The sequence below is a fragment of the Microtetraspora sp. AC03309 genome, from assembly GCF_020826795.1.
Lineage (GTDB): Bacteria > Actinomycetota > Actinomycetes > Streptosporangiales > Streptosporangiaceae > Microtetraspora > Microtetraspora glauca.
Map to the genome: position 1 here is coordinate 16360 of NZ_JADDIL010000022.1, position 21828 is coordinate 38187.

The 21828-nt window shown below is 70.4% G+C and carries 24 protein-coding genes; 16 read left to right on the forward strand and 8 right to left on the reverse strand.

The annotated features are described in order from the left end of the window. Positions 1-517: 517 nt before the first annotated feature. The 3 genes from IMZ11_RS15240 (at position 518) to IMZ11_RS15250 (ending at position 3922) form a co-directional block, all read left to right on the forward strand. A complete protein-coding gene (locus IMZ11_RS15240) occupies positions 518-913 on the forward strand; it encodes a PPOX class F420-dependent oxidoreductase (RefSeq protein ID WP_228641875.1) in 396 nt (131 codons plus the stop codon). A 241-nt stretch (positions 914-1154) separates the two neighbouring features. Next, the gene (locus tag IMZ11_RS15245) at positions 1155-2438 is read left to right on the forward strand and encodes a CaiB/BaiF CoA-transferase family protein (protein ID WP_228641877.1); all 1284 of its coding nucleotides are present in this window, start codon (positions 1155-1157) and stop codon (positions 2436-2438) included. After that, complete coding sequence (locus IMZ11_RS15250) at positions 2435-3922, forward strand: acetyl-CoA carboxylase carboxyltransferase subunit alpha/beta (RefSeq protein ID WP_228641879.1); 1488 nt, start codon at positions 2435-2437, stop codon at positions 3920-3922. The genes IMZ11_RS15245 and IMZ11_RS15250 overlap by 4 nt, the downstream gene beginning before the upstream one ends. Here IMZ11_RS15250 and IMZ11_RS15255 read toward each other — a convergent pair. The 4 genes from IMZ11_RS15255 to IMZ11_RS15270 all read right to left on the reverse strand — a co-directional run bounded on the left by IMZ11_RS15255 (position 3901) and on the right by IMZ11_RS15270 (position 6725). Further along, a complete protein-coding gene (locus IMZ11_RS15255) occupies positions 3901-4341 on the reverse strand; it encodes a hypothetical protein (RefSeq protein ID WP_228641881.1) in 441 nt (146 codons plus the stop codon). The two genes, IMZ11_RS15250 and IMZ11_RS15255, sit on opposite strands and share 22 nt — an antisense overlap. A 78-nt stretch (positions 4342-4419) precedes the next feature. Then, positions 4420-4878 (reverse strand): hypothetical protein, encoded by a 459-nt coding sequence (locus tag IMZ11_RS15260; RefSeq protein WP_228641883.1) that lies wholly within the window; start codon positions 4876-4878, stop codon positions 4420-4422. A gap of 10 nt (positions 4879-4888) precedes the next feature. Further along, a complete protein-coding gene (locus IMZ11_RS15265) occupies positions 4889-5704 on the reverse strand; it encodes a carbon-nitrogen hydrolase family protein (protein ID WP_228641885.1) in 816 nt (271 codons plus the stop codon). Next, the gene (locus IMZ11_RS15270) at positions 5664-6725 is read right to left on the reverse strand and encodes a DUF418 domain-containing protein (RefSeq protein WP_228641887.1); all 1062 of its coding nucleotides are present in this window, start codon (positions 6723-6725) and stop codon (positions 5664-5666) included. The genes IMZ11_RS15265 and IMZ11_RS15270 overlap by 41 nt, the downstream gene beginning before the upstream one ends. A gap of 54 nt (positions 6726-6779) precedes the next feature. Here IMZ11_RS15270 and IMZ11_RS15275 point away from each other — a divergent pair, with 54 nt between their 5' ends. Continuing rightward, on the forward strand, positions 6780-7940 hold the full coding sequence (locus IMZ11_RS15275) for a pyridoxal phosphate-dependent aminotransferase (RefSeq protein ID WP_228641889.1): 1161 nt from the start codon (positions 6780-6782) through the stop codon (positions 7938-7940). A gap of 51 nt (positions 7941-7991) precedes the next feature. Here IMZ11_RS15275 and IMZ11_RS15280 read toward each other — a convergent pair whose 3' ends face one another. From IMZ11_RS15280 to IMZ11_RS15290, 3 genes are all read right to left on the reverse strand, one after another. Then, the gene (locus IMZ11_RS15280; RefSeq protein ID WP_228641891.1) at positions 7992-8441 is read right to left on the reverse strand and encodes a hypothetical protein; all 450 of its coding nucleotides are present in this window, start codon (positions 8439-8441) and stop codon (positions 7992-7994) included. Between the two features lie 112 nt (positions 8442-8553). Continuing rightward, positions 8554-8769: a hypothetical protein gene (locus tag IMZ11_RS15285; protein WP_228641893.1), complete on the reverse strand. Its 216-nt coding sequence runs from the start codon at positions 8767-8769 to the stop codon at positions 8554-8556. 386 nt (positions 8770-9155) lie between these two features. Next, complete coding sequence (locus IMZ11_RS15290) at positions 9156-9629, reverse strand: MarR family winged helix-turn-helix transcriptional regulator (RefSeq protein WP_228641895.1); 474 nt, start codon at positions 9627-9629, stop codon at positions 9156-9158. 98 nt (positions 9630-9727) lie between these two features. On the opposite strand from IMZ11_RS15290, the gene IMZ11_RS15295 reads away from it, so the two are divergent. Further along, positions 9728-11179: a DHA2 family efflux MFS transporter permease subunit gene (locus IMZ11_RS15295; protein ID WP_228641897.1), complete on the forward strand. Its 1452-nt coding sequence runs from the start codon at positions 9728-9730 to the stop codon at positions 11177-11179. Positions 11180-11250: 71 nt separating this feature from the next. Here IMZ11_RS15295 and IMZ11_RS15300 read toward each other — a convergent pair whose 3' ends face one another. After that, positions 11251-12189, reverse strand: coding sequence for a hydrogen peroxide-inducible genes activator (locus tag IMZ11_RS15300; RefSeq protein ID WP_228641899.1), 939 nt, complete (start codon positions 12187-12189; stop codon positions 11251-11253). A 92-nt stretch (positions 12190-12281) separates the two neighbouring features. Here IMZ11_RS15300 and IMZ11_RS15305 point away from each other — a divergent pair, with 92 nt between their 5' ends. The 11 genes from IMZ11_RS15305 to IMZ11_RS15355 all read left to right on the forward strand — a co-directional run bounded on the left by IMZ11_RS15305 (position 12282) and on the right by IMZ11_RS15355 (position 21762). Then, the gene (locus IMZ11_RS15305; RefSeq protein WP_228641901.1) at positions 12282-12833 is read left to right on the forward strand and encodes a peroxiredoxin; all 552 of its coding nucleotides are present in this window, start codon (positions 12282-12284) and stop codon (positions 12831-12833) included. After that, complete coding sequence (locus tag IMZ11_RS15310; protein ID WP_061255420.1) at positions 12833-13369, forward strand: carboxymuconolactone decarboxylase family protein; 537 nt, start codon at positions 12833-12835, stop codon at positions 13367-13369. The genes IMZ11_RS15305 and IMZ11_RS15310 overlap by 1 nt, the downstream gene beginning before the upstream one ends. Before the next feature lie 174 nt (positions 13370-13543). Beyond that, positions 13544-14491: a carbamate kinase gene (locus IMZ11_RS15315; RefSeq protein ID WP_228641903.1), complete on the forward strand. Its 948-nt coding sequence runs from the start codon at positions 13544-13546 to the stop codon at positions 14489-14491. A 132-nt stretch (positions 14492-14623) separates the two neighbouring features. Further along, positions 14624-15730 (forward strand): ring-opening amidohydrolase, encoded by a 1107-nt coding sequence (locus IMZ11_RS15320; RefSeq protein ID WP_061255421.1) that lies wholly within the window; start codon positions 14624-14626, stop codon positions 15728-15730. Positions 15731-15795: 65 nt separating this feature from the next. Continuing rightward, complete coding sequence (locus IMZ11_RS15325) at positions 15796-16359, forward strand: SseB family protein (protein ID WP_228641905.1); 564 nt, start codon at positions 15796-15798, stop codon at positions 16357-16359. Positions 16360-16387: 28 nt separating this feature from the next. After that, a complete protein-coding gene (locus tag IMZ11_RS46210) occupies positions 16388-17128 on the forward strand; it encodes an A24 family peptidase (RefSeq protein WP_228641907.1) in 741 nt (246 codons plus the stop codon). 143 nt (positions 17129-17271) lie between these two features. Continuing rightward, positions 17272-18450 (forward strand): chorismate synthase, encoded by a 1179-nt coding sequence (gene aroC, locus IMZ11_RS15335; RefSeq protein WP_061255424.1) that lies wholly within the window; start codon positions 17272-17274, stop codon positions 18448-18450. A 149-nt stretch (positions 18451-18599) separates the two neighbouring features. Then, positions 18600-19118: a shikimate kinase gene (locus IMZ11_RS15340; RefSeq protein WP_228641909.1), complete on the forward strand. Its 519-nt coding sequence runs from the start codon at positions 18600-18602 to the stop codon at positions 19116-19118. Between the two features lie 43 nt (positions 19119-19161). Further along, positions 19162-20238: a 3-dehydroquinate synthase gene (gene aroB, locus IMZ11_RS15345; protein ID WP_061255425.1), complete on the forward strand. Its 1077-nt coding sequence runs from the start codon at positions 19162-19164 to the stop codon at positions 20236-20238. Between the two features lie 142 nt (positions 20239-20380). Further along, entirely contained in the window at positions 20381-20815 is a 435-nt protein-coding gene (gene aroQ / locus IMZ11_RS15350; protein WP_061255426.1) for a type II 3-dehydroquinate dehydratase, read from the forward strand. A gap of 143 nt (positions 20816-20958) precedes the next feature. Next, positions 20959-21762 carry an SGNH/GDSL hydrolase family protein gene (locus IMZ11_RS15355; RefSeq protein ID WP_228641911.1) on the forward strand — a complete coding sequence of 268 codons (804 nt, stop codon included), beginning with the start codon at positions 20959-20961 and terminating at the stop codon, positions 21760-21762. Positions 21763-21828 lie beyond the last annotated feature (66 nt).

The following is a 21828-nucleotide window of genomic DNA, read 5'->3' on the forward strand; positions in this document are numbered from 1 at the left end:
GCGCGCGCCTCGAAGGAGGTCACGAGGGTTAGCCGAGGTGGCTCGGTCAGGCCACACCGGTCACGCGTGCGTCCTGCTGGATCCGCGGAACCACATCGCTGAGGAATCGACTGTGCAGAGAGGGGGCATCCATGGCATTCCTTCCTGGTCGGAATGAATCTTTACCACGCAGTCATGCCGGAGCCCACGGAATTAACGGCGAACGGAATTAACGGCAATCGGAAGGCCGCGGCACAGAAAGGAACCCCGACACAGCCGCACGGCCGAAGTAGCGGTCCTGGGGCGTGCGCCTGGCCTCGACCTTGTACGGCGCGGGCACCGTGGCGATGGTCCACCGGCGTGCGCAAGAAGATCGGGCGAGGTGCGGGAACGGCTCCACCGGCCGGAGGTGGCCTCCGACGAGGCGGCGGCCCTCCGCACGCCCGAGGAGTGAGGCTGCCGAAGGCGTCAGAGCGAGTTCGGCGCATCGCGCGTAGCCACTTGACCTCAACTGCGCTTCAGCTTCTACGATCGCCGCATGATCTTCACTGAAGCGGAGCTCAAGTACCTGGAAGGGCAACTTCTCGGTCGTTTGGCCACCATCGGCCCAGACGGCGGCCCACAGAACAAGCCGGTGACTTTCCAGTTCAATCCCGAGACCCAGACCATCGATATCGGCGGCCACAACATGGGGCGCAGCCGTAAATTCAAAAACGTCGGTACCCACCCTCTGGTGTCCCTGGTCGTCGACGATGTCTCCGAACACTTTCGCTGCATCGAGATCCGCGGCAGCGCCGAGGCGCTGACCGGCCAGGCACCGCTGCAGCCGGGGTTCAGCGAAGAGATCATCCGCATCCGCCCGAGCCGTGTCATCAGCGCCAACATCAACCCCGGCGTCACCGGCCAGGTGGGCCGGGACATCCCCACTCCCTGACGGCGACCGCGCAGCCCGGGCGGTGGCGTAAGGCCCGCGCACGGTGAGAAGGCGTTCGTGGCCTTCCGGTGGTGCGAGGTTCTCGCCGAGATCATGTGCGTCTGTCGCGGAGCCTGGCGATCGTGATGACAGGGGTCCCAGGGTGGTCGCTTCGACGGTGTGCGGGTTGGCACAACCTGACAGTTGCCCCGGTGGAGCGACCTGGCAGGCTAGCCGGTGTGACACCGAGCCGCATCGGAGGATGATCTTGCGGGGACCGCTGGAGGGCATCGTCGTTCTGGACCTGTCCCGGGCGCTGGCCGGGCCGCACGCCGGCCAGATGCTCGGCGACCTGGGCGCCCATGTGATCAAGGTGGAGCATCCCTCCACCGGGGACGAGTCACGAGGGTGGGGCCCGCCGTTCGTCGGCCCTGATCACGACATATCCACGTACTTCCTCGCGGCCAACCGCAACAAGCAGTCCGTCACGGTCGACATGAAGACCGCCGAGGGCAAGGAGCTCATCGAGCGGCTCGTACGGCAGAGTGACGTCCTGATCGAGAACTTCCGCACCGGCGTCCTCGACCGGCTCGGCTTCCCGGTGGAACGGCTGCACGAGCTCAACCCCCGCCTGGTCATCCTGTCGATCACCGGCTTCGGGCACGACGGCCCCGAGGGCGGCCGTCCCGGATACGACCAGATCGCGCAGGGCGAGGCCGGCCTGATGTCGCTCACCGGCCCCTCCCCGGACGAGCCGTACCGCGTGGGGGCCTCGATCGCCGACCTGCTCGGCGGCATCCACGGGGCGTACGGCGTCGTCGCGGCGCTCTACGAGCGCGAGAGGACGGGCCGGGGCAAGGTCGTGCGCACCTCCCTGCTGTCCTCGATCGTCGGCGTGCACTCCTACCACGGCACCGCCTGGACGGTCGGCGGACAGGTGCCGAGGGCGGCGGGGAACCACCACGCGTCCATCGCGCCGTACGGAGCCTTCCGCTGCGCCGACGGCATGATCCAGATCGCGGCCGCCAACGACAGCCAGTGGCGCAAGGTCGCGGCTCTTCTCGGCATCGACCCCGAGACCCCGAAATACGCGAACAACCGGGAGAGGTTCGCCCATCGCGACGACCTGATCGGCGACATGGAGAAGGCCCTGGCCCAGCACGATCGGGCCCACTGGCTTGCCGCGCTCGGCGAGTTGGGCGTCCCCGCGGGCGCCATCCGCACCATCGACGAGGTGTACGCCTGGGACCAGGTCAGGTCGCAGGGTCTGCTCGTCGAAGTGGACCATCCCGTACTCGGCCCGATCGAGTTGCCTGGCCCGCCCCTGCGCTTCGAGGACGCGGGTTCCGGCGAGTCGCCGGCGCGTCGCCACGTCGCGCCGCCCCTGCTCGGCCAGGACAACGACGCCGTGCTCGGCTGGCTCCGCGAGCGCGAGGCAGACCCATCCGGGTCCCCGTCCGGCTCCTCGCCCGAAGCCCGGCCAAAGTCCCAGAACGAGTCCCAGAACGGGTCCCAGCCCGGTTCCCCACCCGGGACCGCGCGATGACCAGGCCGGACGCCCGGACCCTGATCGGCCGGGTGCTCGATCCCGACTCGTGGAAGTCGTGGGACGAGCCACCCGCCGACCCGGCCGAGCCCGGTTCTCCGTACGCCGAGGAACTGCGGGAGGCCCGCGCCCGGACCGGATACGACGAATCCGTGATCACGGGGGAGGGCACGCTCGACGGCCGCCGGGTCGCCGTCGCGGTCTGCGAGTTCTCCTTCCTGGCCGGCTCGATCGGGGTGGCCGCCGCCGAACGGCTGGCCCGCGCGGTCGAGCGCGCCACCGCGGAACGGCTGCCGCTGCTCGCCGCCCCGGCCAGCGGCGGCACCCGGATGCAGGAGGGCGCGCTCGCCTTCGCCCAGATGGTGAAGATCACCGCGGCTGTCGCAGCCCACCGTGCCGCCGGCCTGCCGTACGTCGTCTACCTGCGCCACCCGACCACCGGCGGCGTGCTCGCCTCGTGGGGGTCGCTCGGCCACGTGACGGCGGCGGAGCCCGGCGCGCTGATCGGGTTCCTCGGCCCGCGCGTCTTCGAGTCGCTGCACGGTTACCCGTTCCCCGAAGGCGTACAGGTGTCGGAGAACCTGTACGCCCACGGCCTCGTGGACGCCGTCGTCTCCGCCGAGGACGCGAGGGAGATCGCCATCCGGGCCCTGTCCGTCCTCTGCGCCCCGAAGAAGGGCCTCACCCGCCCGCCCGAGCCGGAGGAGGCGACCGAGAACGCCGAGGCGTGGGACGCGATCACCCGTTCCCGCCGCGACGACCGCCCCGGCGTGCGCACCCTGCTCAAGCTGGCCGCCTCCGACGTCACCCCGCTCAACGGAACCGGCGAGGGCGAGAACGACCCGGGCGTGCTGCTGGCGCTGGCCAGATTCGGCACGGTGCCCGCCGTCGTCCTCGGTCAGGACCGGCGCCGCCTGCGGGCCGGGGGTCCGCTCGGGCCCGCGGGGCTGCGGGTCGCGCGGCGTGGCATGCGCCTGGCGTCCGAGCTGGGCCTCCCACTGGTGACGGTGATCGACACGGCGGGTGCGGCGCTGTCCAAGGCGGCCGAGGAGCGCGGTCTCGCCGCCGAGATCGCCCGCTGCCTGGCCGATCTCGTCATGCTGGACGCGCCCACGGTCTGCCTGCTACTCGGCGAGGGAGCCGGCGGCGCCGCGCTGGCCCTGCTGCCCGCCGACCGGGTGATCTGCGCCCAGCACGGCTGGTTGTCACCGCTGCCGCCCGAGGGCGCGTCGGCCATCCTCTACCGGACGGTGGACTTCGCCCCCGAGATCGCCGCCTCGCAGGGCGTGCGCGCCGCCGATTTGAAACGCGACGGCATCGTGGACCGGATCGTGCCGGAACGGCCGGACGCCGCCTACGAGCCGGTGGCGTTCTGCCGCCGCGTGGCCGGGACGCTCGAATACGAGATCGCGGGCCTGCTCGACCGGCCCCCGGCCGACCGCATGGCCGCGCGGCTCGCCCGCTATCGGTCGCTGGGCTCCTGATCCCCGCCGATCCTCGTGGGAACGGGAACCCGTTCCACCCGGATGGACTGGACCTCGTCGCGCGGCACGACGACCTCGTAGGCGCCGTGGTCCACCAGCCAGTAGCCCAGCGCCTCGGCTTTCACGCCGCTGTGCCCCGTGTAGGCGATGTGCAGCCCGGCCACGTCGCCGGTGTCGTCCTCGTCCAGGACCAGGCAGGGCTCACCGCCGTACGCGCCGACCGTGCGGAGCATGGTCAGCCACTCCAGATCGGCGCGGAACACCTGGCGCCGCCAGTACCCCGCGGCCTGCGTGAAGCCGTTCTCCGGTGACTCGCTGAACAGGACCACGTCGCCGCTGTCCGGGCCGACGGCCGCGGCGTACGTCTGGCCGCGATAGCCGGCGACGAAGCCCAGCCCGACCGGCTCGATGTCACTCATGCCGTGCCCCGCTCCGAAGTCGTGGTGAATCCTGTGGGTCCTGCCCCGCCGTACCCGAAGGGTGTCCCGCGCGCCCGCTCACGACGCCGGGCGCCAGGACAGGCCGTCGTAGTGGGCGAAGGCGCGTTCCCCCGCCTTCGTCAGGTGGATGATCTCGGCCCCGGCCGGAATCGGCATCGGCATCGTGTGGAGTTGCGGCACGACGCTGTCCCTGGACGCGGTGAACCCGTTTCCGGTGAACGGGGGTGCATCGTTCCAGTCCCCGCCCATGTGCGGGCCGTACGGGACGACATAGCTGTCGGTGTCGCGCGCCTGCCACCGCATGATGTACAGCTCGGGCACTCCCGGCACCAGATCCGACCCCTCGAACCCGAGGTCGAGCGCGCCGACGAGCGCCGCGGGCGTGGTCAGCCGGCCGCAGTCCCGCACGCGGTACACGTACCCGGAGATGATCGTCCGTTTTCCGGAGAGATACGGCACGAGCAGTCGCGGCGGGATCACCTTCTGCATCGGTGTCCTGTGTCCCGGCTCGGTCATGACCGACAGTTTACGATCCGGTGACACTCGCTCCGGCGGGGCGGGAGAAAATGTCCGGTCGCCGGTGCCGCAGGGAGGGCACCGTCTCGCGGATCCGCTCACCGAGCGCCTGGTCGATCACCCCGGTCTGTACGGCACGAGCCGGGCCGAGGTCGTGCCGTACGACACCGAGGGGGTCGACCAGCATGCTGCGGCCCACCCCGAACCCGTCGGAGGCCGAAGGGTTCGGCGCCTGGCCCACCGCGATCGTCCATGTGGTGTTCTCGATGGCCCGGGCCCGGACCATGGTCGCCCAGTGCTCCTCCTTCATCGGGCCCGACCCCCACGCGGCGATGACCGCGAAGGTGTCCGCCCCCGCGTCCACCAGCGCCCTGGCCAGCTCGGGGAACCGGACGTCGTAGCAGGTGATCAGCCCGATCCTGAGCCCGGCCAGCTCGACCACCGTGGGAGTGTCACCGGCGACGACCAGATCGGACTCGCGGGCGCCGAACGAGTCGAAGAGGTGGATCTTCCGGTAGGCGGCCTTCAGCCCGCCGACCTCGGAGATCGCCACGGCCGTGTTGCGCACCCCGCCGTCCCCCGGCTCGAAGGTGCCCGCGATGATCGCGGTGCGGAACTCGCGCGCCGCCTCCCGCAGCCCGGTCACGAACGGCCCGTCCAGCGGCTCGGCGACCTCGGCCACGCCCCGGCCGAAACGGGCCAGTGTGGCCTCGGGGAACACCGCCAGTTCGGCGTCCCGAGCCTCGGCCAACGCCTCGCGTACGGCTTCCAGGTTGGTCTTCGGGTCATGGGAGATCGGGATCTGGCACAGGGCTACGCGTGTCACGGTTCCCATTCTGCCTGTTGGGCAGGGGTTCCCACCATGTGAGGCGGCGCCAGACCCACTCCAGCGGGCCGTACCGGTAGCGGGCCAGCCACCAGCGGGTCAGGACGATCTGGGCGGCGATCGTCAGCACGCTGACGGCGACGACGGTGAACCCGCTCTCGTCCGCGGTGAGTAGGGGGAGCGTGGCCAGGATGACCGCCGTCCCGGTGAGATAGCAGGTCAAGGCCATCCTGCCGAGCGTCCGGAAGATCTCGCCGACGGCCGGGATCGCCCGGGTGAGCAGCAGGAAGCCGGTGGCGTAGGCCACCGCCCCCGACAGCGCGGCGGCCAGGTAGAGCCCGCCGGTCTGGGACGCGTTCCATCGCAGGGTGAGGACCACGGTGAGCGACGCGGCGAGCGGGAAGATCACGTAGCCCGTCCGCCGGGCCGCCCGGCCGTACCCGGCCCCGGTCGCCGGTCCCGACGCACGCTGCGGTGCCTCTTGCGCCGCCTCCTGCGGCGCTGTCTTCTCGGGGGCCGTCTCCTTGAGCACCGCGGCCGTAGCGCCCGCGCCGAGGGCGAAGAGGCCGGCGATGAGCGGCCACGGATCGCCGACGGTCAGGGACACGGCCACGATCCCCGTCCCGACCAGGATGACCACCGGCGGGGCCAGGAATCCGGCCGGAAGCAGCACCAGCAGGCCGATGAGGGCGTAGGGGAGGAGCACATCGCCGGCGTTGACCGCCCCATGGAGTGCGCCGAACAGCGCGAGCACGACCAGTCGCGCGAGCGCCACCAGCCAGGGCCTGGCCGTCCGGGCCTTCGCCGACCGCAGGAACAGCGCGAACCCCACGCCGAACAGGCACGCGAAGATCGGATAGAAGCGGCTCTGCGCCAGATTGGTCATGGCCCAGTCGATCGACGTCGTACGGCCGTGGGCCAGGGTGTTCTGCCAGACGTTGACGACCGTCATCCCGCATACGGCGAAACCGCGAAGAGCGTCGATCTCGCCGATCCGGGACCGGGGGGCGGGACGGATCACGTCTGTCATCTTCGTCCGGAGACCCCGGATGCGGTCAACCGGTACATTGCGAGCGTGAGAGAGCCTCTGGTGGCACGGATGCGGGAGTTCGGGACGACCGTTTTCGCGACCATGACGCGACTGGCCGTCGAGACCGGTTCGATCAATCTGGGACAGGGTTTCCCGGACACCGACGGGCCCGAGGAGATGCTGGAGCGGGCCGTCGAGGCGATCCGCGGCGGCTTCAACCAGTACCCGCCCGGCCCCGGAGTGCCCGAGCTCCGTCACGCGGTGTCCGAGCACCAGAAGGACGGCTACGGCCTCGACTACGACCCCGACGGCGAGGTGCTGGTCACGGTCGGCGCCACCGAGGCCATCGCGGCGGCGGTGCTCGCGCTGTGCGAGCCGGGCGACGAGGTGATCGTCTTCGAGCCCTACTACGACTCCTATGCCGCCGCCATCGCCCTCGCGGGGGCCGTACGCGTTCCCGTGCCGCTACGCGTGGACGCCGGGAGGTTCACGTTCGACCCGGGCGAGCTCGCCGCGGCCGTGAGCCCCCGGACCCGCGCGATCCTCGTCAACTCACCGCACAACCCGACCGGGACGGTGTTCACCCGCGCGGAGCTCGCGGCCATCGCGGACCTGTGCGAGGCGCGCGATCTGATCGCGATCACCGATGAGGTGTACGAGCACCTGACCTTCGACGGCGTCGAGCACCTCCCACTCGCGACGTTCCCCGGCATGCGGGAACGCACCGTGACCATCTCGTCCGCGGGCAAGACCTTCTCCGTGACCGGCTGGAAGGTCGGCTGGGTCTGCGCGCCGTACGCCATGGTGTCCGCGGTGCAGGCGGTCAAGCAGTTCATGACCTTCACGTCCAGCGCTCCTTGGCAACTCGCCGTCGCGTACGGCCTGCGGCACGACATGGAGTGGGTGGCGAGCCAGCGCGCGTCCCTGTCCGCGAAGCGCGACAGGCTGATGGTGGGGCTGGCCGCCAGCGGGTTCGAGGTGCTCCGGCCCGCGGGGACCTACTTCATCCAGGCCGACATCCGGCCGCTGGGGTTCGACGACGGGCTCGCGTTCGCGCGGCGGCTCCCCGAACGCGCGGGCGTCGTCGCCATCCCCACCCAGGTCTTCTACGATCACCCCGAGTACGGCGCGCGGTACGTACGTTTCGCCTTCTGCAAGCGCGACGATGTCATCGACGAGGCCGTCGAGCGCCTCAAGCGCCTCTGACGAGGAGTCGCGGTCCCGCGGTCGCGCGGACCTGTGATCTGCGGTCGCCCGTCAGGCGGGTTGATCCCAGATGCTTGGTGTATCCGCTTCATGGCGCTTGCCCACCGGCTGGCCGGTGGGCCACTCAAGCGCCAGGCGCGCGTTCTCCAGGTCATCGGTGGCTATGACGACCTTCACGCCCCCGAAAGTGGTGTAGGCGAGGTCGACGTTGACGTTCGCGTCGGCGAGTTGCCGGGTCAGCTCACCCAGAGTCCCCGGCCGATCCTCGATGTCCACCACCAACACCGGGCGTTCATCGGCGACCCCCAGCCCGGCGCCTTCCAGCACTTCCCGGCATCTGTCCGCGACCGCGTCGTCGACGAGTACGTGGACCACGCCCTTGCCTTCACCTGTGAAGGCCGCGAAGCCCTGGATGTTCACGCCGGATTCGCCGGTGACCTCCCCTAGGCGGGCCAGCTCACCCGGTTGATCGCTAAGAATGACGGTAATGTCCTTCGGCATCGCCCTTCAATCTTCCCACTACGCCACAAATGCGGCAATCCATCCGCTTCGGCGGCACCGACAGGGTCCGGATCCGAGTTCAGGCAGTCAGGGTTTCTCAGCGGATAGCCGATCAGCACTGCCACAGGAACGAGCCTTTCTCGCACGGCGCGCACGCGAAGGCGTATCCGCAGCCGCCTCCACCGAAGTTCATCGCTGTCCGGTGGTCGCGTCCCTCCTCGAGTTGGGCCATGAAGCTCATCGGCTGCGCGCACGACGGGCATGCCGGCGTCTCGTCGTGCTGCAGCCAGGACGGAACGCCGCGCAGCTGGCCGAGGACGTCCCGCAAGGGGCGGCCGTAAGTCTGCGACCAGTTACCGGTCGGGAAGCCTAGATGCGTCCGCGCCCTCGGCGAACACGCCGCCGCCGAACTCACGCAGCGCTGGCGCGCCCTGCGGCACGTCACGCTCAGCTCCAGCCGGATCGGCGCCATCGCCGCGCCGCCCTCGTCCTTAACGGAACATGGAAATGATCACCGTTGAGAAAACGTCAGTTCCCGCCCAAGCTCGGGGCGGAAGACATCCTCGGGCTCGACCGGCATCGGCCGGGGCAGGGCGGGGGGCATGGTTAGCAGTGACCGCTGCGATGGCGTCGGCGCCGAGGTTGACGTAGCGCATGGCGGTGCGAGGGCGTTGTCTCCTCGCCGCCGCAGGGCGAAGGCGCGATCGTAACGGCTCATCCAGTCAACAGGTCGGACTCCTGGACGGCGTTCTGGTGGCTGGCGGCGAGAAAGGCGTGGATGGTCGCGAGTTGTTCCGCGCTGAATTCGCTCATCAGCCGGCGGCTGCGCGTGTCCAGTCCGGCATAAAGGGCGGCCACCTTGCCGAGCGCGTCAGGCACGGCCTCCACCAGAACGCTGCGGCGATCTTCTGGATGCGGTCGGCGCTGGACGTATCCCGCCCTCTGGAGCCGATCGATCATTTGGGTGATGGCGCCGGTCGTGCGACCGAGGCGGGCGCTCAGCGCACCCGCGGTGCTGGGGCCTTCCCGGTTGAGGGTGTGCAGGCACAGCAGGTCGGTGGGACCGACCCCCACCCGTTGAGCGACCAGGTCGTTCAGCCGTCCCATCGCCCCGGCTAGATCGGTCATCGCAAGCACGATCCGATCGGCGAGCGCGCCTTCATCCTCATGGTCCGGTTTGACGTTCATGCACACTCCTCAATATCTTCGCTACTAAGAAGTTTAGCTTCTAAGATACTTTCGCGCTAAGGCAACCTTAGCTCGTCCCCGTCGACCGGAGGGCCTCGGTGTCTCCTGACGCAACCCACCTGACCACCTCTGCCACCAGCGGTCGCACGCGTACGATCGCCCTGATCGTGATCTTGCTGGCCGGCTTCATGGACCTGCTCGACGTCACCATCGTCAACGTCACCGTGCCCTCCATCAGGGCCGAACTCGGCGCCTCACCCGCACAAGTGCAATGGATGCTCGCGGGCTACACGCTCGCCTTCGCCCTCGGCATCATCACCGGCGCTAGGCTCGGCGAGCTCTACGGCTACCGCCGCGTCTTCCTGATCGGCATCGCAGGGTTCACCGCCGCCTCGGCGCTGTGCGGCGCCGCCCCGACGGCCGAAGCCCTGGTGGCGGCCCGCGTCGTCCAGGGCGTCTTCGCCGCGGCGATGGTCCCGCAGGTGCTCTCGCAGATCCAGCTCATGTACGCGCCGCACGAGCGCGGCGGAGCGATGGCCGCCTTCTCGTCGCTGTCCGGCCTGGCGGCGGCGGTCGGGCCGATCCTCGGCGCGGCACTGCTGGAGGCCAACTGGTACGGCCTTGGCTGGCGCGGCGTGTTCTGGCTCAACGTCCCGGCCGGAATCCTGGCCCTGATCATGGCCGCACGCGTCCTGCCCCACGGGCACGGCACCACCCGGCCGCGCCTGGACCTGGCAGGCATGCTCATCTGCGCGGCGGGCCTGCTGCTGGTCCTCTGCCCCCTCATCGCGGGCAGCGAGGAACGCTCCTGGCCGGTCTGGACGTACTTCAGCCTGGTGGCGGGCGTGGCCGTGCTGACTGGGTTTCACCGTCATCAGCGACGGCTGGCACACCGCGGCGACTCTCCTCTGCTGGAGGTGTCCCTCTTTCGAGTGCGCTCGGTGGGCGGCGGGCTGCTGGTGCAGTTCCTGTTCTTCGTGCCGGTGATGGGGTTCTTCTTCACCTTCATGCAACTGCTCCAATCCGGCCTGGGCATGGCCCCGCTGGAGGCCGGGGTGACGATTCTGCCCTGGCCGATCGCCACCACCGTGGCCGCCGGTCTCGGCGCGACGGTGCTGCTTCCCCGGCTGGGCCGGGGGACTGTGCAGCTCGGGCTGGTCGTCCTGGCCGCGGGGTTCGCCCTTTTGGCCATGACCGCGACCACCGCCACACCGGACACCGGATGGCTCGCCTTCCTGCCCGGCGTGGTCGTCGGGGGTGCGGGCATGGGCCTGACCGTCGCCCCTCTCGCCCAGCTGACTTTGGAGAACGTCCCCGCGCGGCATGCCGGGTCGGGCTCTGGCCTGTTCAACACGGTCGCCCAGGTCGCCGCCTCGGTCGGCGTCGCAATCATCGGCACGATCTTCTTCCCGCTGCTGGCCGAGCACTCCGGCGAAGCCACGCGCGGGTACGGCACCGCCTTCAGCGTCACAATCTGGGTCAGCCTCGCCCTGCTGGCACTCACCACCGCGGTCAGCTTCCTGCTGCCCCGCAGGTCTACCAGCGGCTGACGCCCTGCGGGAGAGCCTCAGCGACACCTCGCGCCTTGGTCACTTCCGCAACGGGCACCGAAGTGTCGGAGTCAGACGAGGCGGACGGGGAAGCGCTTGGCCCGGACGGCGGACCGGATCGCCGCGGCCAGCCGGGCGTACTCTGCGGCGCGGGGTGAGGTGCCGCGATAGGCGAGCCCGATGCGACGGCCGGGCGGGCGCGCGAACCGGCGCAGGGCGATGCGGACCCGCTTGCCCGTCTCGACCGGGACCGCGAGCTCGGGGATGAGCGTCACGCCGAGACCGCCGGCGACGAGCTGGACCAGCGTGGGCAGGCTCGTCGCGTAGGTCGTCATCGTCGCCTTCGTGCCGACCTCGCGGCAGACGTCGATGGCCTGTTCGCGCAGGCAGTGCCCCTGGTTGAGGAGCACGATGTCGAGCCCCTTCAGCGCCTCGCGGCTCAACGGTGTGTCGTCGCCCGCCAGCGGGTGATCGTATGGCAGGGCGAGGAGGAAGTCCTCGTCGTAGAGCGGCTCCTCGACCAGGCCGTTCGCGTCGGTCGGCAGGGCGAGCAGGACCATGTCGAGGCGGCCCTCGCGCACCTCTTCGAGGATCGTCTCCGTCTTGGCCTCGTGCACGGTCAGCTTGAGGCGCGGGAAGTCCTTGGCGAACATGGGCAGCAGCAGCGGCAGCAGGTAGGGCGCGACGGTCGGGATGACCCCGAGATGGGCGGGGCCGCTGTACGGCTCGCGTGTCTCGGCGACGTCGCTGATCAGCTCGTCGAGGCCGGCGAGGATCCGCGCCGCGTGCAGGCTCACCCGCTCGCCCGCCGGCGTCAGCAGGACCTTTCTGGTCGTACGCTCCAGCAGGCGGGTCTCCAGGATCTCCTCCAGGGCGGAAACCGCGCTCGACAACGCCGGCTGGCTGATCCGGAGCGTGGCGGCCGCCTCCCGGAAGTGGAGGTGATTGGCCACCGCGAGGAAGGCCCGCAGCTGGGCGATGGTGGGCACCGCCTCACTGATAAGAATCACCTCTCAGATTAGTCCGACTGCTCGATTTCTCGGATCAATGGTATGTGCGGCAATCTGAGCACGACAACGTCGTCCTCAGGAAGGTGCCTGACATGCTCACCGTTGGTGACCAGTTCCCCGAATACGAGCTCACCGCCTGCGTCTCGCTGGACGCCGACAGCGCGTTCGAGACCATCCACCACAAGTCCTACGAAGGCAAGTGGCGGGTCGTCTTCTTCTGGCCGAAGGACTTCACCTTCGTCTGTCCCACCGAGATCGCCGAGTTCGGCCGCCTCAACGACGAGTTCGCCGACCGTGACGCGCAGGTCCTCGGCGCGTCCGTGGACTCCGAGTTCGTTCACCACGCGTGGCGCAAGAACCACCCCGACCTGCGCGACCTTCCCTTCCCGATGCTGTCCGACATCAAGCGTGAGCTGTCGTCCGAGCTGGGCGTCCTCGGCGAGGACGGCGTGGCCATGCGCGCGACCTTCATCGTCGACCCGAACAACGAGATCCAGTTCTCGATGGTCACCGCCGGCTCCGTGGGCCGGAACGTGAAGGAGGTCCTCCGGGTCCTCGACGCCCTCCAGTCCGACGAGCTCTGCCCCTGCAACTGGAACAAGGGCGACCAGGGTCTCGACGCCAAGACGCTGCTGGCCGGCTGATGTCGATCGACAACCTCAAGAACGCCCTTCCGGCGTACGCCAAGGACGTCAAGCTCAACCTCGGCTCCCTTGTCACCACGTCGTCGCTGACCGAGCAGCAGCTCTGGGGGACGCTGCTCGCCACCGCCATCGCGACGAGGTCGCCGAAGGTCATCGCCGAAGTGTCCGCCGACGCCGCCGACTACCTGTCGGCCGAGGCTTTCACCGCGGCGAAGGCCGCCGCGAGCATCATGGCGATGAACAACGTCTACTACCGGACGACGCACCTGATCGGTGACGAGACGTACGCCACGATGCCCGCGAAGCTGCGGATGACCATCATCGGCAACCCGGGCGTCGAGAAGCTCGACTTCGAGCTCTGGAGCCTCGCGGTGAGCGCCATCGGCGGTTGCGGCAAGTGCCTGGAGTCGCACGAGCAGGTCGTACGCAACGCGGGCCTGTCGCGCGAGCAGGTGCAGGAAGCGGTCAGGATCGCCGCGGTGGTCAACGCCGTCGCGACGACGATCGAGGCTGAATCCGTCTCCGTCGGGGGATGAGACGGTAGGCCCCGCAAGGGGTCGTGAACGGTGTGGCAGGTACAACCGGAGCGGGTGGGCACCCTTGTGGGGCCCACCCGCTTTCGGCTTCTACGCAAGGCTTGCCGAAGGATGGGGCACCGGTGGGCGAATGTCGCCAATGAAGCCCGGTCGCCCGCTGGATAGTTTCGCGATGTGGGCGAACGCGTACTGATCGCACTGGGCGGAAACGCCATGACGTCTCCCGACGGGAGCGCGTCACCGGAGGACCAGCGCCTGGCGGTCGAGCAGGCCATGGCGCATGTCGCCGCTCTGATCCGGGCCGGGCACGAGGTGATGCTCACGCACGGGAACGGGCCGCAGGTGGGCAACATCCTGCTGAAGAACCAGCTCGCCGCGCACGTCGTGCCGCCGGTCCCGCTCGACTGGTGCGTGGCGCAGACGCAGGGCACGATCGGCACGCTGATGATGAACGCGCTGGAACGCGCGCTCGCGCCGCTGCCGGCCAAGGTGGCCGCCGTGGTGACCCGAACCCTGGTCGATCGGGACGATCACGCGTTCGCCGACCCGGTGAAGCCGATCGGCCAGTACTTCCCGGAGGACGACGCCCGCCGTTCCGAGAAGCTGGGCCAGACCTGGAAACACTTCGAGCGCGGCTGGCGCAGGGTCGTCGCCTCGCCCGAACCGATCGAGATCCTCGACGCCGACGCGGCGATCGCCCTGATGGAGGCGGGATACACCGTCGTCGCCTCCGGGGGCGGCGGGGTGCCGGTCGTCCGCACCCCGGACGGGACGCTGGACGGCGTCGAGGCGGTCATCGACAAGGACCTCGCCGCCGCGGTGCTGGCGAGAGCCGTACGGGCGACGTCGCTCGTCATCGCGACCGACGTCCCCGGCGCGGTCGCGGGGTTCGGCACGCCCACCGCACGGCCCATCGGAAGGGTCGGCGTCGGCGAGTTGCGGTTCCTGCAGGCCGCCGGGCACTTCGCGAGCGGCAGCATGGGACCGAAGGTGGAGGCCGCGCTGCGCTTCGTCGGGGACGGCGGCCGCCGAGCGGTGATCACCTCACTGGAGCACATCGGCGCCGCCCTTGGGGAGACGGCCGGGGCCACCGGGATCATCGGGACGATTCTCGAGAGATGAGCGGGGACTCCGGTCCGAGACCGGCCGCCGAACCGGCGGCGCACACAGCGGTGAAGTCAGCCACGCGGCAGCGGTGAAGTCAGCAGTACCGGGCAGGCCGCACAACGAGTCGCACAACGAAAGGTGCAGGAGATGCCGGATCCGATCGAGGTACGCAAGGTCGCCATCGAGAGCGTCACCGACGCCTCCGGGCTCGCGAAACTGATCGACGACGGAGTGATCGAGGCCGACCGTGTGCTCGCGGTGATCGGCAAGACCGAGGGCAACGGCGGGGTGAACGACTACACCCGCATCCTGGCCGACCGCGCCTTCCGCGAGGTGCTGGTCAGCAAGGGCACCCGGACCGAGGACGAGGTGAAGCAGGTTCCCCTCGTCTGGTCCGGAGGCACCGACGGCGTGCTCAGCCCGCACGCCACGATCTTCGCGACCGTCGACCCGGCGACCGCCGTACAGACCGACGAGCCGCGGGTCAGCGTCGGCGTGGCGATGAGCGAGGTGATCCTCCCCGAGGACATCGGCCGCCCGGCCATGGTGGAGAAGGTGGCCAGGGGAGTCCGCGAGGCCATGAAGATCGCGGGCATCGACGACCCGGCCGACGTCCACTACGTGCAGACCAAGACGCCGCTGCTGACCCTCGCGACGATCACCGACGCCAAGGAGCGCGGCCACACGGTCGTCACCGAGGACACGCTCAAGTCGATGGACATCTCCAACTCCACGACCGCGCTCGGCATCGCCGTCGCGCTCGGGGAGATCGAGATGCCCGCGGCCGAGCAGATCCACAAGGACCTGTCGCTCTACTCGTCGGTCGCCTCGTGCTCGTCCGGTGTCGAACTCGACCAGGCCCAGATCGTCGTCGTCGGGAACGTCCGCGGCATCGGCGGCCACTACCGCGCCGGGCATTCCGTCATGAAGGACGCGCTGGACGCCGACGGCATCTGGGAGGCGATCCGTGACGCGGGCATCGAGCTTCCCGAGCGGCCCCACCCGAGCGACCTGGGTGACAAGCTGGTCAACGTCTTCATGAAGTGCGAGGCCGACCCCTCGGGGCGGGTGCGCGGCCGCCGCAACATCATGCTGGACGACTCCGACGTGCACTGGCATCGCCAGATCAAGGCCACCGTCGGCGGCGTCGCGGCCGCGGTGACGGGCGACCCGGCGATCTTCGTCTCGGTCGCGGCCGTGCACCAGGGGCCCTCCGGCGGCGGCCCGGTCATCGCCATCGCCGACCTGTCCTGAGCGACGTCCCGGGCCCCCTCCACCGGTGTGGGGAGGGGGCATGGGGGCGGGTAGGCTCGCGAATCGTGCTGACCATTCCGCAGCCGCTCGCGCCCGATGACGACGGAAGCGCGGACGCCGCCGTCGCCTCCGCCCTTTCCGCGTTCCAGGCCGGTACGGCTTCCGCCGCCGACGTCCTCCCGGCGATCAGCCGGGCACGGCTGCTCGTGCCCGTGGTCGCGCTCCTCACCGAGTCCGAGATCGGCGATCACGGGCTGAAGCGGGAGAAGGAGAGCGAGATGGCGCTGCCGAAGCTGGTCGGCAAGGACGGGCGGGAGGCCGTCCTCGCCTTCACCGGCACCGAGGCGCTCACGATGTGGCGCCCGGACGCTCGGCCCATCCAGGCGACCGGCCCGCAGGTGTGCCAGGCCGCGCGCCTGGAGAACGCCGCGGCCGTGGTGATCGATGTGGCCGGGCCGATCCCCTTCGTGATCGAGGGCGGGATGTTGCGGGCCCTGGCCGCGATCGAGGACGTCAAGCGCGATCCCTCGGCCCTGGACGACCTCGCGGACGCCATACCCGGGATCACGGTCACCAAGATCGGTGAGGCCGCGCCCCGGCGTCGCTGGTTCCAGCGCAAGCGGTCCTGATCCTTCGCCGGCGCGTTAGGGTCACGGCGTGCCCCTCGCCGTCGTCGCCCCTGTCTCCGCCTGCCTGATCGGGCTGATCGGGCTGACCGGGCTGATCGTGGGAGCGTACGCGCGGGCGTTCGCCGACGGGTTCGGCGAGCATCCCGACGTCCCTCTCCGTGAGGCGCGCGACGCCCTCGCCCGGGCCACGCGGATCACGCCACTCCCACGCCGCCCGTTCGTCGTGGAGATCGTCATGGCCGGAGTCTTCGGCCTGGTGACCTGGCGGTCCGCGAGCGGGACCGGCGGACCGGCGGCCGGTGTGGCGGCCGGTGTGGGGGGCGGCGTGACGATCATGACCGCTGTCCTGCTGTACGCGGCGGCGGCGGGGGTGACCCTGAGCGTGATCGACTGGCGGACTCGGCGGCTCCCGGACGCGATCACCCTGCCGTCCTATCCCGCCCTGGCCGTCCTGCTGGCGCCCACCGGCCGCCTCGGCGTCGCGCTGCTCTGCGGGCTCGCCCTCGGCGCCGCGTACGCCGTGTTGTGGTTCGTCCGCCCCGCGGCGCTGGGCCTGGGCGACGTGAAGCTCGCGGGACTGGTCGGCATGGTGACCGGAGCCGTCGGCGTGAACGCCGTGATCCTCGCCGCCGTCGGGGCGCACGTCCTCGGCGCGCTGTACGCCGTGGGGCTGCTGATCACCCGGAGGGCGACCCGTACGAGCGAGTTCCCGTTCGGCCCCTTCATGCTCGGCGCCGCGCTGTTCGCCGTCGTGCTCCCCGTGACCTGACGCGTTGCCTCACGCGTTGCCCGGTGCGGGGTCCGGTGCGGGGTGCGGTGCGGGGTGCGGCGCGGGGTGCGGCGCGCGATCGCCGTCTCGCCTGGTGAGCAGGTGGGACGTCGCACTGTGGGACACATGGAAGACTTGTCATCATGCTGCGCTGGTTGACCGCCGGGGAGTCCCATGGCCCCGAACTCGTCGCGATCCTTGAAGGCCTGCCCGCCGGGGTGGAGGTGACCACGGCCGACCTGGACGAGGCGCTGCGCCGCCGTCGCCTCGGTTACGGCCGCGGGGCGCGGATGAAGTTCGAGCAGGACGCGGTGTCCGTGGTCGGCGGTGTACGGCACGGCCGCACGCTCGGCTCGCCCGTCGCCGTCAGGATCGGCAACACCGAGTGGCCCAAGTGGGAGACGGTGATGGCCGCCGACCCGGTGGATCCCGCGCTGCTCGAAGGCCAGGCGCGCAACGCGCCGAGGTCACGGCCGCGGCCGGGCCACGCCGACCTCGCCGGCATGCAGAAGTACGGCTTCGACGACGCGCGACCCGTGCTCGACCGGGCCAGCGCGCGGGAGACCGCCGCTCGGGTCGCGCTCGGCCAGGTCGCCCGCAACTTCCTCAAGCAGGCCCTCGGCGTCGAGATCGTCAGCCATGTGGTGTCCATCGGCGGCGCGGCCGCGCCCGAAGGCGTGATCCCCGAGCCCAAGGACCTCGCCGCCATCGACGAGGATCCGGTGCGCTGCTTCGACCCGGCCGCGAGCGCGGCCATGGTCGCCGAGATCGACAAGGCGCACAAGGACGGCGACACGCTGGGCGGCGTGGTCGAGGTCGTCGCGTACGGCCTGCCGCCGGGCCTGGGCGGCTACGCGCAGTGGGACCGGCGCCTCGACGCCCGCCTCGCCGGCGCGCTCATGGGCATCCAGGCGATCAAGGGCGTCGCGGTCGGCGACGGGTTCGAGACGGCCCGGCGTCCGGGCTCACGTGCCCACGACGAGATCGTCAACACACCCGAGGGCGTGCGCAGGGTCACCAACCGGGCCGGCGGCATCGAGGGCGGCATGACCAACGGCGAGCCGCTCCGGGTCAGCGCCGCGATGAAGCCGATCTCCACGGTGCCCCGCGCGCTCGCCACCGTCGACGTGGTGACCGGTGAGGCCGCCAAGGCCCATCACGAGCGGTCGGACGTGTGCGCGGTGCCCGCCGCCGCCATCGTCGCCGAGGCGATGGTCGCCCTGGTGCTCGCCGACACGGCGATCGAGAAGTTCGGCGGCGACTCGGTGGAGGAGGTCGCCAGGAACCTGTCCGGCTACCTCTCCTCGCTGATCATCAAGTAAGCCGCCCGATGACCGCGAGAGAGCTCCACGACATCGACGACACCCCCAACACCCACGACGCCCACGACACCCACGACATCCAAGGCACCCAGGACACCCACGACATCCGCGTACGCCAGGCGGGATAAGGCTCGATAAGGTTCGTGACCATGCAATCGGCAGAACAGCGGCGGCCCGCCGCGGTCCTCATCGGGCCGCCGGGATCAGGCAAGACGACGATCGGCACCCTGCTGGCCGGGTACCTCGGTGTGGGCTTCCGCGACACGGACGCCGACGTCGAGGTGGTCGCGGGCAAGCCGGTGAGCGACGTGTTCGTCGAAGACGGCGAGGCGCGCTTCCGCGAGTTGGAGGCGGCCGCCGTACGCGCCGCGCTGGAGGAGCACGACGGCGTCCTCTCGCTGGGCGGCGGCGCGATCCTCGACCAGTCGACGCAGGAGGCGCTGGCCGCGCACCAGGTCGTCTACCTCCAGGTGAAGCTCGACCAGGCGGTCAGGCGGGTCGGTCTCGCCTCCGCCCGCCCGCTGCTCGTGCTGAACCCGCGCAGCCAGCTCAGGAAGCTGATGGAGGAGCGCCGCCCGATCTACGAGCGGCTGGCCAAGGTGATCGTGGTCACCGACGAGCGCGAGCCGGCCGACATCGTCGCCGAGATCGTCAAGGAGCTCGCATGACCGCGCGCCGCCCCGGCTCTCCGCGCTCCCGCGAGGTGGCGCCGTGACCGCCACCCGCATCGCCGTGCGGGGCGACAGCCCGTACGACGTGGTCGTCGGCACCGGCGTCCTGGGCGAGCTGCCCGGCCTCATCGGCGCCGGCGCCCGCACGGTCGCGGTGATCCACCCGGCCAGCCTGCCCGAGATCTCCCGCCCGGTGTGCGGGGTGCTGGAGGCCGCCGGATACGAGGTGGTCGCACTTCCCGTGCCCGACGGCGAGCAGGCCAAGTCCGTCCACGTCGCCGCCGAGCTGTGGTCGGCGCTCGGCCGGTACGGCGTGACCAGGTCCGACGCGGTCGTCGGCGTCGGCGGGGGAGCGACCACCGACCTCGCCGGGTTCGTGGCGGCCACCTGGCTGCGCGGCGTCCAGGTCGTCCAGGTCCCCACAACGCTGCTCGCCATGGTCGACGCGGCCGTCGGCGGCAAGACCGGCATCAACACCCCCGAGGGCAAGAACCTGGTCGGCTCGTTCCACCCGCCGAAGGGCGTCCTGTGCGACCTCGCGACGCTGGTCAGCGTGCCGCGCGAGGACTACGTCGCGGGTCTGGCCGAGATCATCAAGGGCGGCTTCATCGCCGACCCGGTGATCCTCCAGCTGATCGAGGACGACCCCGCCGGGGCGTGCACCCCCGAGGGCGGCCACACCCGCGAGCTGATCGAGCGCAAGGTCCAGGTCAAGGCCGACGTGGTCGGGGCCGACCTGCGCGAGAGCGGGCTCAGGGAGATCCTCAACTACGGCCACACACTGGCCCACGCCATCGAGCGGGTCGAGGACTACCGCATCCGGCACGGCGAGGCCGTCGCGATCGGCCTGGTGTACGCCGCGGAGCTGTCCCGGCTCGACGGGCGCGTCGGCAGCGAGATCGTCGACCGGACCCGGTCGATCCTCACGTCCGTCGGCCTTCCCACGGCGTACCGGCGGGAGGCGTGGCCCGCGCTCCGCGACCATATGCGGATCGACAAGAAGAGCCGGGGGGCCACGCTGCGATTCGTGGTCCTGGACGGGCTGGCCCGGCCGTCCCGTCTGGAGGACCCGGCCGAGGAGCTGCTGGAGGCCGCCTACCACGAGGTCGCGCGGTGACCTCGTGGCGTCCCACCCGCGTTCACGGCTCCCGTGACCATGGCTCCCGTGACCATGGCTCCCGTGACCATGGATTTCGTGTCCGCGGTTTCCCTGCTCGCGGCTCCTCTGTCCGCGGCTTCTACGAGAAGGCGGTGCGCCGATGCGGCCCGTGCTGGTTCTGAACGGTCCCAACCTGGGGCGCCTGGGCAGCCGTGAGCCGGACGTGTACGGCGCCGACACCCTGGAGGACCTGGCCGCGCTCTGCCGGGCGACCGGCCGTGAGCTGGGGCTCTCCGTCGAGGTCAGGCAGACCGACGACGAGGCGGAGCTCATCGGCTGGATCCACGAGGCGGCGGACGGCAAGATCCCGGTCGTGCTGAACCCCGCCGCGTTCACGCACTACTCGTACGCGCTGCGGGACGCCATCGCCCAGCGGACGGCTCCGCTCGTGGAGGTGCACATCTCCAACCCGAACGCCCGGGAGGAGTTCCGCCACACCTCGGTCGTGGCCGCCGTCGCCACCGGCACGATCGCCGGATTCGGGATGCGATCGTACGTCCTCGCGCTGCAGGCGATCGCCGAACTGCCGGAGTGACTCCGCCGGACCCTTGTGACCGGAGTGATACCCCCGCGTTTCGTCCAGCTGACCGGCATGGGGAAAATTAGCCGAAAGCTCGGTTGATTCGTGTCGTGCCGGACGCGAACGGCAGGGGGCGGATCGACACAAGGGGGTAGGACGTGGCCTACACGTCGTTCGTGGCCGTCGGGGACAGCTTCACCGAGGGGCTCAACGATCCCCCCGTCGGCACGACGGGCCCGACCCCGGGGCAGGCGGACCGTTTCCGCGGCTGGGCCGACCGCGTCGCCGAGCGTCTCGGCCAGGTGCAGCCCGGCTTCCGGTACGCCAACCTCGCGGTGCGGGGCAAGCTCCTCGACCAGATCGTCGAGCACCAGGTGCCCCTGGCCGTGGAGATGAGGCCGGACCTCATCAGCTTCTGCGCGGGAGGCAACGACCTGCTGCGTCCCGGCAGCGATCCGGACCGGATGGCCAAGAAGCTGGCGGGGGCCGTACGCGACCTGCGGAGCACCGGCGCCGACGTGCTGCTCTTCACCGGTGTGGACCCGCGCGACACGCCGATCATGCGGCGGGTGCGGGGCAAGTTCGCCACGTTCTATCTGCACATCCGCTCGATCTCCGACCTGTACGGCTGTCGCCTCGTGGACCAGTGGTCGATGCAGGGCCTGCGGGACTGGCGGGCGTGGAGCGACGACCGCCTGCACATGAACGAGCACGGCCACCGCATGGTCGCCGCGAAGGTCCTCGACGTGCTGGGCGTGCCGTCCGAGGACTCCTGGCGAACGGTGTGGCCGCCGAGGGAGAACGTCGACGCGAGGGCGAAACGCCGCGAGGACGCCCAGTGGGTGCGTGAGCACCTCGCCCCGTGGATCGGCCGTCGTCTCAGCGGACGTTCCTCGGGAGACGGCCTCGATCCGAAACGCCCCGACCTGACTCCTTTCGTCGGAGATTCCTCCATTCTGTAACGAAATCGTGGTGTTGACGGTTAGTTAATAGGGAATTGACGGCTAGGTGAACTTTGGCGTAACGGG

Coding starts and splice junctions, on each gene's coding strand:
- aroC (WP_061255424.1), top strand. CDS start 17,272: ATGCTGCGCTGGTTGACCGCCGGGGAGTCCCATGGCCCCGAACTCGTC.
- IMZ11_RS15340 (WP_228641909.1), top strand. CDS start 18,600: ATGCAATCGGCAGAACAGCGGCGGCCCGCCGCGGTCCTCATCGGGCCG.
- IMZ11_RS15320 (WP_061255421.1), top strand. CDS start 14,624: ATGCCGGATCCGATCGAGGTACGCAAGGTCGCCATCGAGAGCGTCACC.
- IMZ11_RS15245 (WP_228641877.1), top strand. CDS start 1,155: ATGATCTTGCGGGGACCGCTGGAGGGCATCGTCGTTCTGGACCTGTCC.
- IMZ11_RS15310 (WP_061255420.1), top strand. CDS start 12,833: ATGTCGATCGACAACCTCAAGAACGCCCTTCCGGCGTACGCCAAGGAC.
- IMZ11_RS15290 (WP_228641895.1), bottom strand. CDS start 9,629: ATGAACGTCAAACCGGACCATGAGGATGAAGGCGCGCTCGCCGATCGG.
- IMZ11_RS15250 (WP_228641879.1), top strand. CDS start 2,435: ATGACCAGGCCGGACGCCCGGACCCTGATCGGCCGGGTGCTCGATCCC.
- IMZ11_RS15240 (WP_228641875.1), top strand. CDS start 518: ATGATCTTCACTGAAGCGGAGCTCAAGTACCTGGAAGGGCAACTTCTC.
- IMZ11_RS15280 (WP_228641891.1), bottom strand. CDS start 8,441: ATGCCGAAGGACATTACCGTCATTCTTAGCGATCAACCGGGTGAGCTG.
- IMZ11_RS15305 (WP_228641901.1), top strand. CDS start 12,282: ATGCTCACCGTTGGTGACCAGTTCCCCGAATACGAGCTCACCGCCTGC.
- IMZ11_RS15255 (WP_228641881.1), bottom strand. CDS start 4,341: ATGAGTGACATCGAGCCGGTCGGGCTGGGCTTCGTCGCCGGCTATCGC.
- IMZ11_RS15260 (WP_228641883.1), bottom strand. CDS start 4,878: ATGACCGAGCCGGGACACAGGACACCGATGCAGAAGGTGATCCCGCCG.
- aroQ (WP_061255426.1), top strand. CDS start 20,381: ATGCGGCCCGTGCTGGTTCTGAACGGTCCCAACCTGGGGCGCCTGGGC.